Genomic DNA, 16,200 nt, shown 5'->3' on the forward strand with positions numbered 1-16,200 from the left:
GGCAGGCCTGTTAGCCGCTACGGGGTTACTGCTTAAAAAATACATCTATCCCAGCTTACTGGTATTAGTACTATTGTATGCTTTTCAAAGCATATCGTTTGTTTTTTGGCAAACACATTACAAGTTTGTCATAGGTCCAGGCATTTCTTTCGCGGCATTTACAACACCTGATTTTATAACCCGTTTTGGCATCCGCATTTTCGATATCGCTTTTCAGGTATGGCCTACTGAAAGCTACAACAGCATTACTGTTAATATACTACACGTTTCCCTTACTGTTTTCTTTGTGAAATGGCTAAACCAATTTGAAAAAAGCAGTATTGCCGCAACAAAACAGCCATAATTTTGCCACTTGCCGGGCTCACCCATCTACCACCTAAAATATTACAGTTTAAAGACTTTAACCAAAACATGCTTATTTGGCATTTGTACATCGGTTTAGCCCTAATAAACAGGTGTAAAATACAGTAAAACCCCACAGTTTTGTTAAGCCTTAAATAATAGCCTGTTTACATGGCAGATAGCTTAAAAGTGTTTAACTTTGCTATCTTAATTCAAAAATTTTTGGCCGTGGGTCATAAACACCTCAACAAAGTAACCATGGGCGGGCTCCTTGTTACTTTGGGAATTATTTACGGAGATATAGGAACTTCTCCACTTTATACAATGAAAGCCATAATGGGTGAAAATGTACCCATTAACGAAGAAGTTGTACTTGGTGCCCTGAGCTGTATCTTCTGGACGCTTACCCTGCAAACCACCGTTAAATATGTATTGCTCACGCTACAGGCCGATAACAAAGGCGAAGGTGGTATTTTCTCGCTGTACACCCTTGTAAAGCGCCTTAAGAAAAAAGGGCTTATTGTACCGGCTATTATTGGCGGTTCTGCGCTGCTGGCCGATGGTATTATTACCCCCCCGGTATCGGTTTCCTCAGCTGTAGAAGGGCTTAAAATTTATAACCCTGTGTTAGACACCGTGCCTATTGTAATAGGCATACTGTTTGCCCTTTTCTTTATACAAAAATTTGGCACCAGCTTTCTGGGCAAGTTCTTTGGCCCCATGATGCTTACGTGGTTTGGCATGCTGGGTGTTTTGGGCGCCATTCACCTGGGCGATGACCTGGGCGTGTTTAAGGCGTTTAACCCGTATTATGCCTTTCACCTGCTTAGCATTCACCACGAGGGCTTTTATGTGCTGGGTTTTGTTTTCCTGTGTACTACAGGTGCCGAGGCGCTGTACAGCGATATGGGCCACTGCGGGCGCAGCAACATCCGCGTAAGCTGGATTTTTGTAAAGGCCATGCTGGTGCTTAACTACTTTGGCCAGGGTGCTTTTTTAATAGACCACGCCGGTAAAACCCTGCACAACCTGGGTGCCGAAGGCGTTCCGGGCAACCCGTTTTACCTTATAATGCCCGATTGGTTCCTGCCGTTTGGTATTGCCATTGCCACCAGCGCTGCCGTTATAGCATCTCAGGCGTTAATAAGCGGCTCGTTTACACTTATTTCTGAAGCCATGCGCCTTAACTTCTGGCCTAAGGTATCGGTTAAATTCCCAACCGAAATGCGCGGCCAACTGTACATACCGTCAATAAACTGGCTGTTATTCCTTGGCTGTGTGTTTATTGTATGGCATTTTAAAGAATCAAGCGCTATGGAGGCGGCTTACGGCCTTGCCATTGTACTGTGTATGATTATGACTACATCGCTGCTGGGCTACTACATGGTTATGAAACGCTACAACCCGGCACTTATAATTGGCACCATCCTGGTATATTTTACTATAGAATTCTCCTTCCTGTGGGCTAACATAAGCAAGTTTCACGAAGGGGGCTATATATCGCTTATTATTGCCGGTTTGCTGGCCTTTACCATGTTTGTGTGGCATACAGCCAAGCGCATCCGCAGCGAGTATACCGAGTTTACCAAGATAGACAACTACAAAACGGTACTTGCCGAACTGAGCAACGATACGTCTATCCCTAAATATGCCACCCACCTGGTGTATATGACCAATGCCCAGCTGGGCGACGAAATTGAATCAAAAATTATTTATTCAATATTGCAAAAGCGCCCTAAACGCGCTGATATTTACTGGTTTGTACACGTTAACGTGGTAGATGAGCCCTACCGTATGGACTACCGCGTGCGCGAAATTATGAAAGACGACGTTATACGGGTAGACTTTTACCTGGGCTTCCGCATACAGCCGCGCATAAACCTTATGTTTAAGCAGGTAGTGCGCGATATGGTTAAGAAAGGCGAAGTAGATATTACCAGCCGCTATGAGTCGCTTAACCGAAACAATGTAATAGGCGACTTTAAGTTTGTGCTTATAGAAAAGTTCCTGTCTTATGACAACGAGCTGCCGTGGTATGAAAGGATTATTCTTGACATATATTTTATGCTGAAGAAAGTGAGCCTTAGCGAAGGCCGCGCCTTTGGCCTTGACAGCAGTTCGGTTAAGGTAGAGCAGTTCCCTATAGTTATCCACCCGCCGGAGGATATAAGCCTTAACCGTATAGACGACCCCAACCACATAACGTATTCGTAATCAGTTTCATGAAAAAACACCTGCTGCTTGCCCTCCTTTTTATACTGCCCCTGTGCCGCACCATGGCGCAGGAAGAAACGGTTTTTTCGGTTTATTTTGAGTTTGATAAGTTCAACCTCGACCCCAAGCAGGGTGTTAACATGGTAAATTTTGTAAAGGCTATAGATACCAGCCGTATAGAAACCATACAGATTTTTGGCTATTGCGATGACCGCGGTAAAGACGAATACAACTTTAAGCTGTCTACAAACCGTGCCAATACCATTCGCGATACGCTTATAGCACGCGGCATTAAAAACAAGATTATTGTTACCATAGAGGGCAAAGGCCGCATTTTAATAGACGAAGATATTGAAGACGTTACCGAAGCCCGTTCTAAAAACCGCCGTGTAGACATACTGGTTAATTTTAAGCCAGCGCCGCCCATAAAACTGGAGCCGGGCTATTATAATGCCATTAAAAAAGACATGGTGGTGGGCGACCACATATACCTTGAAAATATTCTTTTTGAACGAGGCAGCAGCAAGCTTACGCCAAAATCGCGCCAGGAGCTTGAAAAAATTGCCCGACTGCTGCAAAAATACAAGAACCTCAACTTTGAAATACAGGGGCATATATGCTGCACGCCCACCTTTCAAAAAGAGGCTATTGATAAAGATACCCGCAAGCGCGAACTCTCTAAAAACCGCGCCTACACGGTATACAAATTCTTTATAAGCAAAAAAATAGGCCCCGAGCGCATGACCTACAAGGGCTATGGCAACACCGTGCCCCTTGGCAAAGGCAGCGAGTATGACCGCCGGGTAGAGCTGGTTATTACGAAAAACTGATTTCAGATTTATGAATTAAGATTTCAGATTGAATTACAAGCCGAGCCGGTATGAGTGTAGCTCGAAAAATCTGAAATCTTAATTCATAAATCTGAAATCCATCCTAATATGTGGTATATCATCCTCCAGATACCCTTCCCCCTGCTGTACAAAACCATGGCCCTCATAAAACTTTTTAAGGTACAGCTGGGCTGATATGGTAATTTCTTTTGTGTTAAAATGTGTTTCTACACCGGCAATAGCTGCTGTCATGAGGAGGTGGCCAAATTTGTGCGCACGATACTGCGGGCTTACTACTACCCTGCCTATTGAAGCGTTATCAAAGTAATACCCGGGTGCAAAAAGGCGCGCATAAGCCACTATTTTGCTATCTATGGTGCCTATTAGGTGCAGTGCCTTATCATCTTTACCGTCTATATCCTGGTAAACGCAATTCTGTTCCACTACAAACACTTCGCTGCGCAGTTGCAACACTTGGTATACCTCAGCAGCAGAAAGTGCCGCAAATGGCTTTATTTTAAATATTGGGGTCAATCGTAAATTGTTTAGTTGTTATTTTTGAAGTAAGCGGGTTACTTTACAAATGTAGCCGACTCAATAATGCTTTCAAGCTCCATAATCAGGTCGCGCTTAGGTGCCGATGGGCTGTAGATAAAGCCCTCAATTATCAGGTAGCAGTGGCGCTCATCATTGCGGATGGCATAGTTCATAAACACACCCTTCATAAAATCATGAGACATTTCCCAGTTGCCACGGGTTTCAAAGGCGCGTTTATCGTTAAAGCTGGTGGTAAACATACTGGGCATATAAGATACCTCTGTAACCATGTAGGTGCCCGGTTCTTTGCCGTGTATGTATTTGCTGCCTATGCTGTCACGCATTTTAATAATGTTATTTATAAAATCGCGGTTGTGCTCAAGGGTTTCATAAGGCACGGTATACATAAGCAGGTTGGTATTACCCCCGCGTATTTCCTTCTTCAGCCAGGTAAAACTACCGTTAGAAAGCGCCCTTTTGTATGATAGGGGCACGTTTATCTTAACGCCATAATTTTTTGCAAAGGCAAGCGTATCGCGCAGGCCTTCAGTTTTGTTGCGCTGTTGCGTTTCAGCAATTTCGGTCTTTTTAATGGAGCGGATAATCTCATCGCCGTGCAGGCTGATAAGGTCCAGCAAATCAGTGGTACTCTTGCCCGAAATGGTAAATACATTCTGGGGCTTGCAGTAGCTGTTCTGGCGAAAGCCATAGGTGCGCTCGTCGTCTTTTTTTATGTAGATAATATTACGGCCGTTGCGCACATCTCCGGTAAAGGTTTCTTCACGGTACTGGTTAAGGGTAAAAAGCGGCTCTTCCTGCACCAGGCCCTCTACGGGTGCGGCCAGTTTTTTGCGCAGGCTGTCGCCCACCTCGCCGTTCCACATTACATCACTCACAATAATCGAAATCTCGTTGAGGTTACCCTGAGAGGCATCTGCGGCACCATCTGTGCCCTGGCAGGCGCCAAAAAGCAAAAGGGCCACTATTGCGGCCCCATATATTTTTATGTTTTTTGCTGTAAGCATTTAGTTTGTTTCTTCTACCTTAAGCTTCATGCCCGGGGTAATGCTGTTGCCGTTTATTTTGTTCCAGTTTTTAAGGTTTTCTACCGTAACACCCGGATGTTTTTTAGCAATGCTAAACAGTGAGTCGCCTTTTTGTACTATGTACATACGGGCATCTTCATACGTGCTGATGTCTTTTTGTTTTTTAACGATAGCCGGCTTGGCTTCAACAGCGGCAATAGCCTCTTCGGCCTCGGCTGTGTTAAGGGCAATGGCATCTTCAGTGTTGTCTTTATCGGCTGTTTTAGCTTTAGCGTCTTTAGCGGTTGTTTTGGTTTCAGGCTTTTTAGGCGCTTCGGCAATGGCTTCTTCTACAACCGGTTCAGTAACGGTAATGGTTTTTACAATTTTAAGCTTTTGCCCCACCTGTATGTTGTTGCCCTTAATCTTGTTCCATTGCTTAAGCTCGGCAACACTAACGCCATATTTGTTAGATATAGCCCCAAGGTTATCGCCGCGCTTAACGGTATAGCTCTGAGTTTTGCTGTTTGTTTTCTTCTTAGACTTTTTAGACGGTGTTGTAGCGGCATAAGCCTCTTCCCTTTCTGGTGCAGCCTTAAAGTATGGTTTTTCACGAAGATCTGCTTCGTGGTCTATGTAAGCATAAACAGCCGCCTCATTACTTACAAAAAGGCCCAGCTTATCTTTAGGCAGGCGCAGGTAGTGTGCCTTATCTGCCTGGTAAGGTATTACATCGAGCTTATAAATAGGGTTAAGGAACTGCAGTTGGCTAACCGGCACATCAAGCACGCTTGCTATTTGCTTAAACGACATTTGGCGCTTTACCATAACGGTATCGGTTTCAAAATACGTAAGCGGTGCCCTTTTTGCCTTTATGCCGTGCTCTTTTGCATATTCATAAATATACATTGTGGCAAGGAACGTAGGGTTGTAGGCCTGTGTTTCCTTTGGCAGGTTTTTGCGGATGTTCCAGTAGTTGCGGTATTCGCCGCTGCGGCGTATTGCTTTGGTAACGTTACCCGGGCCGGCGTTGTAAGACGCAAGCACAAGGTCCCAGTCGCCAAAAATGTTATACAGGCTGCTAAGGTACTGGCATGCTGCCTCCGTAGCCTTGAGCGGGTCGCAACGTTCATCTACATAGCTGTTTACCTCAAGGTTGTACTGCTTGCCTGTTGGGTACATAAACTGCCACAGGCCGGTAGCACCCACATGGCTCTTGGCGCGCGGGTTAAGTGCACTTTCAATAACCGCAAGGTATTTTATTTCGATAGGCACATTGTATTTGGCCAGGTACTCTTCAAACATAGGGAAGTAGTATTCTGATATTGCCATTAGCCTTTCATAACTCCTTGGGCGGTTTTTAAGATAAGCTTTTACAATGTTTTCCAGGCCTTTGTTGTACTCGATATGGAATGGCGAACGCGCGTCCATCTTTTCCAGCCTTTTTTTAAACAACTCTGTATTGAAACTAAAATCGGCTACCTCATCATCAGGATTAATTTTGGCAAGGTCGCTTTGCATATCTGCAAACAGGTCTTCGTTGCCCATTTCTTTCATCCACAGGCTGTCTATACGAGCCATTTCAGGGTGGCGCACAAACGATGCCTTGATTGAATCAAGGTATGATAATTTAACTTCGGGTGCCGGTGCTACGGTTGCATCTGCGCTTTCCTGGGCAAAACCGGCCCATGATACAGCGGCAAAAACAAACGCCAATGTTCTTCTTTTATTCATAATTCACTCTTTGCGAGAAAGTTAATTATAACGTATTGCAAAGCAACACTGATTGATAACTTAAAAAATGATAATGTATTGTAAACTTTAACACTATCCCTGTATGGCAGCAATGCCGGGAAGTGTTTTTCCTTCAAGCATTTCAAGCATGGCGCCACCGCCGGTGCTTACATAGCTCATGCGCGGCTCAAGGCCAAACTGCTTAACTGCTGCTACAGAGTCGCCACCGCCTACAAGCGAGAAAGCGCCTTTTTCTGTAGCCTCACCAATATACTCGCCAAGAGAAATTGTTCCTTTGGCAAAGTTTTCCATCTCAAACACGCCCAGTGGGCCGTTCCATAGTATTGTTTTGCTCTTAAGTATCACTTCTTTAAAGTTCTCAAGAGACTTAGGTCCTGCGTCAAGGCCCTGCCATCCGTCAGGAATCTGGTTAACGTCTACCACCTGTGTGTTAGCGTCATTGCCAAATTTATCAGCCGCAATAACGTCTACCGGAATGTGTACCTCAACGTTATTTTCTTTCGCTTTTTTAAGGATATCAAGTGCCAGGTCAAGCTTGTCAAGCTCGCAGATAGAATCGCCCACGTTGCCGCCCTGTGCCTTGATAAACGTATAGGTCATACCACCGCCTATAATCAGGTGGTCTACCTTGTCAAGAATGTTCTCGATAACGGTAATTTTGCTTGAAACCTTGCTGCCGCCAAGTACAGCGGTAACGGGGCTCTGGCTGTTTTTAAGCACTTTGTCAAGGCTGTCGATCTCCTTGGCAAGCAGTGTGCCAAATACTTTATTTTCAGGGAAATAATTTGCTATAATCGTTGTAGAAGCGTGTGCACGGTGCGCGGTACCAAAGGCATCGTTAACATACACATCGCCCAGTTTAGCCAGTTTTTCGGCAAAAGCTTCATCGCCTGCTTCTTCCTCAGCGTAAAAACGAAGGTTTTCTAAAAGCAGTACTTCGCCCGCTTTAAGGTTAGCTGCAGCTTCTTCAGCCTCAGCGCCTATGCAATCGTTAACAAACTTAACTTCAACACCCAGTATTTCAGATGTTTTGGCTACAATATGCTTAAGGCTGTATTTTTCCTCTTTGCCTTTTGGGCGGCCCAGGTGGCTCATAAGGATAACGCTTCCGCCATCTGCAAGAATTTTATCGATAGTAGGTTTAGCAGCTTCAATACGGGTAGTGTCGGTTACGTTAAATTGCTCATCCAGAGGCACGTTAAAATCAACACGGATTATAGCTTTCTTACCGTTAAAATTAATGTCTTGCAGGGTTTTCATAAAGTTTGTTTGTTGTTTTGCTTAAAATTGATGAAAGGCAAATATAGGATTTATTGTTAATAAAAAGCCAAATGAATGTTGACAAACATTTGTAAGCAACACGCAACTCTTTGTTTTACTGTATTTTAACACGGTGTTAAATTTACAATTTAGCAGCAAAAGGGTAGTTTTTTGTAATGAGATTTTTGGGGAAGGGAGGAAAGAAAACGTTTGAGGAAAATTTTATTCATTTTTTAAATGTGACGCGAAATTTGTTAAATTAGTGCATTGTTAATTCTCCTCATATGAAAAAAAGAAAACCTCCAATTGCCAAAAATCTGGTCAAGAATTCAATTTCAGGTATGTATTCCGCTATTGAAATACATAATAAACCTACATTCTCATATAGATATGAAGTTGTTGTACTATTAATTTTAAACTCTTGGGAATTAGCATTAAAAGCTTACCTATATAAATTCCACAAAAAAATTAAATTATTCAATGAAGATGGCACTACAAAACAATTCGATAATTGCCTTAATAGTGCATCGCAACAGCTTGGTAAAGATTTCAATCCAACAGTCGAAAATTTAAAAATATTGTATGGTTACCGAAACAAAGTAGCACATTTTTTTATTAAAGAATTAGATCCAATAATTTTCGCCTTGATAACGAAAAATATTGTATTTTACAGTTTGTTTATGAAAAATCAATTTAAAATTGATTTATCTAAACAAGCAGATCTCATACTTTTACCAATAGGCTTTCGCAAGCCGGTGTCACCTGTAGATTACATTTCGAATGAATCCCTTCTCAATAATTCTACAAACGAAGTTGTTGAGTTCATAAAAACAATTATTGATTCAACACGCAAATTGAACAATGAAAATATAGATGATACAGTGTTTATTGACTTTAAAATGAATTTGACAAATATTAATAGACTTAAAAATGCAGATATAATAGCTGGAATTGACAATAGTAAATCAAATCAGTTAGTAATATCTACTAAAAAAGAGTTTGAAAATGTTATTATCTCCAAGAATAGTAGTAGCTTAACTGTGTCCCGTAATGAGTCTGAAACTCATGGAAAAGCATTTTATGAAGAATTACAAGATGGTATTTTCGATGAGATCAATAACATAGTGGATGTAAACAACATTTTGTCAAAAGATAAATCAAAATTCATTTTAGGTGATCATCTATATTTTAGAATCTATTCCGAGAGACAGCATGTCAAATACACAATAGAATCATTTGACTTATTCACAAAAACTGCTCTTATACAGTCAAATAATTTACCTTTTTTATATTGGTTTACAAAATTACCACCTAAAAATGCAATTGACATTTTAATAGAAGTATGTTCAGATGGCAAAGCACAAAAGATGCTGAATTTAATCAAAATAATAATTCTACTTGGTGAGGAAGCAATAACTTTATTTGATGATTTCTTTAATTTTAAATTTAAGGGTCAATCACAAAAACCAAATTATTTTTACACTTATTCGGACATGGTTAAAAGCAAGCAATCAAACCCAATTTTTAGATGCCTTAAAGCGACTGATAATAAAGCTCTTTGCGACAAAACATATATTGATTTTTTTAATGACGATAGGCTTGCAAAAAAAACGCTTTCTAATAAATGCTTACTTCAATTTCATGGAGAAAAACTAAATGCTGCGATAAGAGAACTTGACTACATTTCCTATGGCGATTTAATCATAAATAACAAAAATCTTATCGCTGAGTTAAAAAGTAGAGATATCAAATCTATAATTAAATAAACCTAATACTACAACTTAGCGCTTAAACTCCTAAAAAACTTTCTCCTATCTTTGCTCTATGCTATTTTCAGAAATTTTAGGCCAGGAGCATATAAAAAGCCATTTGGCCACCAGTGCCAATAGTGGCCGTATACCCCACGCGCAGCTGTTTATAGGCCCAGAGGGCTGCGGCACACTGCCCATGGCCATTGCTTATGCACGTTATGTTTTGTGCGCCAATACCGGCGGCGAAAACACCAACGGCAATGCCGCCTGCAACCTTAAGTTTGAGCACCTGCAACACCCTGATTTGCACTTTGTTTTTCCGGTTTCGAGCAACAGCGAGGTAAAAAGCCACCCCGTGAGCGCCAACTTTTTAAAGCACTGGCGCGAGTTTGTTACCCAAAACCCATACGGCGGGCTGTTTGACTGGTACAAGAAAATAGACATTGCCAACAAACAGGGCCAGATAGGTGTTGATGAGGCTACCGAGATTGTTAAGGCGCTTTCGCTTAAGGCGTTTGAGGGAGGGTATAAGATTATGATTATCTGGCAGGCCGATAAAATGAACACTGCCACGGCCAACAAGCTGCTTAAGCTGCTTGAGGAACCCCCGCAAAAAACGGTATTCCTGCTTATTGCCGAAAGCGAAGACGACATACTGCAAACCATACTGAGCCGCTGCCAGGTGCTGCATTTTAATGCATTGCCCGAGCAGGTTATTGCCAATGGTTTAGTTTCACGTGAAAAAATAGAGCCCAACGCCGCCATGAAACTGGCACACCAGGCACAGGGCAACTACAACAAAGCCCTGCACATACTGCATAAGACCGATGACGAACTTCCGTTTGAGGAGTGGTTTGTAATGTGGGTGCGCGCGGCTTTTCGTGCTAAGGGCAACGCCGCCGCCATACACGACCTGATTGCCTGGAGCGAACAGATTGCCGGCATAGGCCGCGAGGCACAAAAACAGTTCCTTAATTTTTGTATTGATATGTTCCGCCAGGCCATGCTGCTTAACTACAATGCCAAACAGCTGGTATACATGGAACCTACGGTAGATAAATTCAAACTCGAAAATTTTGCGCCCTTTGTAAACGGTACCAACATAAACGATATTTTTAAAGAACTTAGCGATGCCCTGTATCACATAGAGCGCAACGGCAACGCCAAGATTGTATTAACCGACCTATCGATAAAGCTTACAAGGCTTATCCACAAAAAATAAACATCACTAAAACAAGTATATGGAAACACAATTACACCCTGCAATAATTATTACCCTGGCGTTTTTTGCCATAACTTTTATTCAGTCGGGCTACGACAAAATAAACGACTGGAAGGGCAACCTGGGCTGGCTTAAAGGCCACTTTGCCAATACCATAATTAAAAACGCAGTACCGCAATCGCTGGCGCTTATACTGGTTTTAGAAATACTGGCGGGTGCGTTTTCGGTAATTGGCATTATAAAACTGCTCATGGGCGAAGGCACCGCTTTTGCCGAAATAGCCGGTATTGCAAGCGCCATAACCCTGCTGTTTTTATTGCTGGGCCAGCGCCTGGCTAAAGATTATGACGGCGCCCGCACTATTGTAATTTACTTTATACCGGCCATACTGCTGCTTACGTGGGTGTAATTATTTTTTTGAATAAACAATTTTTATAAAAATCAAATATATCATCAGCTTTAAAGTATTTTTATAAAAAACTAATTAACCTAAAATTACATGAAAACTCCTTTATCCTTAATCCGAAGCTTTAGCTTTGCGGTGTGTTTGTTTACCAGCCTGTTTGCCGGGGCACAAACCCTTATGGTAGACCCCGATTTTAACGCTTCGGGCGCCGGCCCGGCCGGCGGCGACGTGCTTGTATCGTTAATACAGCCTGATGGCAAGATACTTATAGGGGGTAAATTTACTTCTTACAACGGTATAGCCAGGAAAGGGATAGCACGGCTAAATGCTGATGGCTCGCTTGACACCGACTTTGACCCGGGAACAGGGGTACTGCCTAACGCAGCATTTATAAAAACAATAGCCCTTACAGCCGAAAATAAAATTATGATAGGCGGCAGCTTTACCTCTTACAACGGAACCGGCAAGAGTAGTATATGCAGGCTTAACAGCGATGGCTCTCTGGACAATTCTTTTGTACTCGCTACCCAGGTAAATATGTATACAAATTATGGCACCCCTGCTATTAGCTATATAAACATCCGTCCAAATGGGCATTTATGGATTACAGGCTGTATTTCTGTGCCTTCTTATTTTGAAGCAGCTGGCCTTAATTTTGTAGAATTATTGGCCGATGGAGAGTTTGTTGAGGCAAATTATGAAACCTACTTTAATGTATCTGATTTTCAACTCACCCAACCTCCATTTTTTGTGAAGGCCCTTTCAAATGGCATGAAAATGTTTGGTGGTGAAATGGGTAATAATGGCGTTTATTGGTTTTATTTTGGATTATTGTTTCATGGAAACGGGTTTCAAAGCAACACACCGGTTAACAACCCAATGAGGGGGGTGTATTATGATGCCATAGAACTGCCTGGTAATAAAATTTTAGCAGTAGGACGGTATGAAGAGTATTTTGAACCTGATTCAGGCCCCAAGCAAAACCCTATAATACGCATTAACCTTGATGACTTAAGCCTTGATGAAAGCTTTAATGTGAGCTATATGTATGGCACGGGCATAGACCCCCTGTATATTAAAAGGATATTGCCTATGGGCAACAAATTTTTAGCTGCGGGAAAAATAAATACTTACGCAGAGTCGTTTGGTGGGGCCAGCACACCACTGCATAATATTTATATGATAAATGAAGACGGCACATTATATACAGATTTTGATGCTGGAACCGGCACTAATGGAGCCATACTTTATATGGAGCCTACAAATGAAGGTAAACTTATAACCATGGGAGCTTTTACAGATTTTAATGGTACTGCGGTACCCGGTTTTATGCGCCTTATCCTTACCCCGCCTGCCAATAGCACACTATCAATATGCCCAGGTTCAACTGTAAATGATTATGCCAATGCCGGAACTGGTCAGCGCTGGTACACATTGGCCGAAGGCGGTTCACCCCTGGCCCCGTCGTCAGAATTTACACCCGGCATTTATTATGTTTCTAACGTTTTGGGAGATTATGAGAGCACGCGTACAGAAATTACCGTATCTTACATTTTAGCAGGCACACCCGAGGCAGACAACCAAACACTTTATGGGTTTGCAGATGTAGCTGATTTACAGGCTACAGGAACAAACCTGCAATGGTATGCCGCTGCAACAGGTGGCGAAGCCCTTGAAGATGAAACACTATTAAATAGTGGCATCTATTATGTTTCGCAAACTATCGATAACTGTGAAGGTGATCGCCTTGCTGTTGAAGTAACGGTTTTGCCGGTTCCGGTTCCGGGAGGCGAAACAGAACAAACTATTACTATACCTGCTGGTGAAACACCCACTATTGAAGACCTTGAAATAGAAACTATTGAGAATGCTATAGTTAGCTGGTATGCTACTGCTGAAGACGCTGCCGCCGGCACAAACCAGCTTCCTCCCGGAACTGAACTTGAAAGTGGCGAAACTTACTATGCAACACAAACTGTTAATGGGCAAACCAGTTCTGGATATATTTCGATTTTAGCTCTCCTTATACTAGATACAACGGAATTTAAAAATGATAACATTACTTATTATCCAAATCCTGTTTCCGATATACTAAATATTAAACATAAAAACATTATAAGCCGTGTTGAAGCTTATGACGTAAGTGGTAAACAGGTGCTAAGCCATGAAACAGCCGATACTACCCTTGCTCTTAACCTCTCTGCATTACAGGCAGGCAGTTACATTATAAAAATTACAACTCCTGCCAACACCCAAAGTTTGCTGATACTAAAGCAATAAGTTAACATAAAAATATAATGGCTGTCTTAACAACAGCCATTATATTTTTATGCCTTAAAAGGATTTTCAAAAAACATTGTAAAAAATGGCTATTCCCTAATATCATAACCCTTTTTTGCCCAACTTTGTAGTACTATAAAAACAACCTAATCGCTTATGAAAAAAATTACCCCCGTTATCAACATTGCGGGCAATCGTGCCGCGGCATTGCTCCTGCTGGCCGGGTCGCTGTTTTTTGCAACAGAAACCTCTGCCCAAACCAAGCGTTTTGTTAAGCCTGCACCCGCAGGTACTGCCGATGGTTCCAGCTGGGACAATGCGTCTAACGACATCCAGCTTATGATTAATAACTCGGTTAAAGGCGATACCATTTGGGTAGCCGGAGGCACTTACAAGCCCAACCGAAAGGCCAGCGATGTAACCGTTATTACGCCTAATGACCGCGATAATGCCTTTGTGCTTAAAGACAGTGTACAGGTGTATGGCGGCTTTGCAGGTACCGAAATAACCCTGTCGCAACGCGACCTGGGCATAACGGCAAATGCCAGTATATTAAGCGCCGATTTTAACGGAGACGATGCATTTGAGTTTAGCGGAGACACACTTAACATTGCAAACAATGCCGAAAATGCCTACCACGTTATTGTTACCGTAGCATGGGATGAAGACCCTATAAACAGTGCTACACGCCTTGATGGTTTTACCATTACCGGGGGTAATGCTAACGACCCTGCCTTTAGTTTCAGCATTGTGTATGAATATGATATATACCGCTATGCCGGTGGCGGCATTATAAACCGCAACTCAAGCGCACCTACTTATGCCAACCTTATTATAACCGGCAATTATGCCGTTTATGGCGGGGGTGCCTACAACCGTTACCTATCTGATGCAACATACAACAATGTGGTTTTTAACCAAAATGTGGCACAGCTGGGCGGTGGTGTTTACAACTGGGAAACCGTAGAACCCGGTTTTAGCGGCGTAACCATAAGCAATAACAGGGCAGATGCCGGTGCCGGCGTTTATAACCTTACGGGCAGTAACCCCAGCTTTACAGACTGTACCATATCGGGCAACTTTGCAACCGTGGGCGGCGGCGGCGGTGTGTTTAGCAACAACTCATTACCTGTTTTTAACGAAGTAAGCATTACCGGAAACAGCGCAGCTACAAACGGTGGCGGCCTGTATAATACTACAAATGCGTCTGTTATTATTACAAACTCAGATATTGCTGATAATACAGCAGCTACCGGTGGGGGTATTTTTGCAGATGGAAACAGCAACGTTTCGCTTACAGATGTAAATATCTTAGAAAACCAGGCTGTAGACGGCAACGGCGGCGGCTTTTATAACTACCAGTCGGTTCCGGTTTTAAACGGTGTAAACTTTAGCAACAATAGCGCCACAGGAGTGGGCGGCGGCATGGCCAACTGGACCGGCGGAGATGCACTGGTTACAGGTTCTGTATTCTCTGAAAATACTGCACCAGGTGGCGGTGGCGTATTTAACTTTAACGGTGCAAACCCGGTGTTTACCAATGTTGAATTTTTAAGCAATACCGCAACCGATGGCAATGGCGGCGGTGTACAAAACAGGCAAAACGTAAGCCCGGTATTTACTAACTGCCTTTTTGCCGGCAACACGGCTAACTACGGCGGTGGTATTTATAATTTTGACAACGCAGTACCGGTACTTACAAACACAACCATTTCGGCAAACGAGGCTACCATACACGGCGGCGGCTTAGCAAGCGACGGCTCTTCTCCTATTGTGCGTAATTCAATAATTTATGGCAATACCGCAAGCGAAGAAGTAAGCCACGAGGTATTTAACTTTAACAACGCCATACCGGTTTATACCTACAGCCTTATAGGCGGCACAGCTGAAACCTGGGAATATACCGGAACAGATGGCGGAAACAACGTGCAGGGCGACCCGCTTTTTGCAGATGCAGCAGCAGGCAATTTTGCCCTTACCGCACAAAGCCCGGCCCGCAATACTGGTAACAATACCTACTTTGATGCCGGACAAACACCTGACCTTACTACCATTATAACCGATCTTGCCGGTAACCCCCGCATTTATAACAACAGTATTGTAGACATGGGTGCTTATGAGCTTCAGCAAACTGTGGGTCTACAGGATTTTTCAGCACTACAGGTTCTGGCATACCCTAACCCGGTGGGCAGTGTACTTACCCTTTCTGCGGGGCAGGAAATTACAAGCGTAGCCGTTTACAACATGCTGGGCCAGCAGGTTAGCGCCACGTGGAACAGCACAAACAACACCCTGAACATGGCGGCGTTACAGGCCGGCAACTATGTGGTTAAGGCTACCATAGGCAAAGCAACAGGCAGCGTATTAGTGGTAAAGAAATAATATAACATTACAAATACAGAAAAGGCAGCTCACATAAGAGCTGCCTTTTTTATTATATTAGGTTTGTCATTGCTTGTTAGTTCGGATAAAGCTTATGCACTGATAGAATAGCTTGTGGTAAACGTGTACATTAATTGTATCCTCATAAAGAAATTCCTTCACTCCGCCGCGCTTCGGTCAGAATGACAAACTATCC

Annotated in this window: 11 protein-coding genes; 7 read left to right on the forward strand and 4 right to left on the reverse strand. The window is 42.9% G+C overall.

Annotated features, from left to right (window positions below):
• Window positions 1–600: 600 nt before the first annotated feature.
• Window positions 601–2,556 carry a KUP/HAK/KT family potassium transporter gene (locus AM279_RS14095; RefSeq protein ID WP_054410349.1) on the forward strand — a complete coding sequence of 652 codons (1,956 nt, stop codon included), beginning with the start codon at window positions 601–603 and terminating at the stop codon, window positions 2,554–2,556.
• An 8-nt stretch (window positions 2,557–2,564) separates the two neighbouring features.
• Window positions 2,565–3,386, forward strand: a complete 822-nt coding sequence (locus tag AM279_RS14100) for an OmpA family protein (RefSeq protein WP_054408672.1) — start codon at window positions 2,565–2,567, stop codon at window positions 3,384–3,386.
• Between the two features lie 78 nt (window positions 3,387–3,464).
• On the opposite strand, the gene AM279_RS14105 is transcribed toward AM279_RS14100, so the two are convergent.
• From AM279_RS14105 to AM279_RS14120, 4 genes are all read right to left on the reverse strand, one after another.
• The gene (locus tag AM279_RS14105; protein ID WP_054408673.1) at window positions 3,465–3,920 is read right to left on the reverse strand and encodes a GNAT family N-acetyltransferase; all 456 of its coding nucleotides are present in this window, start codon (window positions 3,918–3,920) and stop codon (window positions 3,465–3,467) included.
• Window positions 3,921–3,958: 38 nt separating this feature from the next.
• The gene (locus AM279_RS14110; RefSeq protein WP_054408674.1) at window positions 3,959–4,948 is read right to left on the reverse strand and encodes a DUF4837 family protein; all 990 of its coding nucleotides are present in this window, start codon (window positions 4,946–4,948) and stop codon (window positions 3,959–3,961) included.
• Complete coding sequence (locus tag AM279_RS14115; RefSeq protein WP_054408675.1) at window positions 4,949–6,682, reverse strand: lytic transglycosylase domain-containing protein; 1,734 nt, start codon at window positions 6,680–6,682, stop codon at window positions 4,949–4,951.
• Window positions 6,683–6,775: 93 nt separating this feature from the next.
• Window positions 6,776–7,963: a phosphoglycerate kinase gene (locus AM279_RS14120; RefSeq protein ID WP_054408676.1), complete on the reverse strand. Its 1,188-nt coding sequence runs from the start codon at window positions 7,961–7,963 to the stop codon at window positions 6,776–6,778.
• Between the two features lie 284 nt (window positions 7,964–8,247).
• Between AM279_RS14120 and AM279_RS14125 the strand changes: the two genes are divergently transcribed.
• The 5 genes from AM279_RS14125 (at window position 8,248) to AM279_RS14145 (ending at window position 16,004) form a co-directional block, all read left to right on the forward strand.
• Window positions 8,248–9,729, forward strand: coding sequence for a DUF3644 domain-containing protein (locus tag AM279_RS14125; protein ID WP_054408677.1), 1,482 nt, complete (start codon window positions 8,248–8,250; stop codon window positions 9,727–9,729).
• Window positions 9,730–9,787: 58 nt separating this feature from the next.
• Window positions 9,788–10,936: a DNA polymerase III subunit gene (locus AM279_RS14130; protein WP_054408678.1), complete on the forward strand. Its 1,149-nt coding sequence runs from the start codon at window positions 9,788–9,790 to the stop codon at window positions 10,934–10,936.
• Window positions 10,937–10,955: 19 nt separating this feature from the next.
• A complete protein-coding gene (locus AM279_RS14135) occupies window positions 10,956–11,345 on the forward strand; it encodes a hypothetical protein (protein ID WP_054408679.1) in 390 nt (129 codons plus the stop codon).
• Window positions 11,346–11,435: 90 nt separating this feature from the next.
• Window positions 11,436–13,622 (forward strand): Ig-like domain-containing protein, encoded by a 2,187-nt coding sequence (locus AM279_RS14140; RefSeq protein ID WP_082344238.1) that lies wholly within the window; start codon window positions 11,436–11,438, stop codon window positions 13,620–13,622.
• Between the two features lie 156 nt (window positions 13,623–13,778).
• A complete protein-coding gene (locus AM279_RS14145) occupies window positions 13,779–16,004 on the forward strand; it encodes a T9SS type A sorting domain-containing protein (RefSeq protein ID WP_054408681.1) in 2,226 nt (741 codons plus the stop codon).
• Window positions 16,005–16,200 lie beyond the last annotated feature (196 nt).

Source organism: Flavobacterium akiainvivens (assembly GCF_001278115.1).
GTDB classification, from domain to species: Bacteria; Bacteroidota; Bacteroidia; order Flavobacteriales; family Flavobacteriaceae; genus Flavobacterium; species Flavobacterium akiainvivens.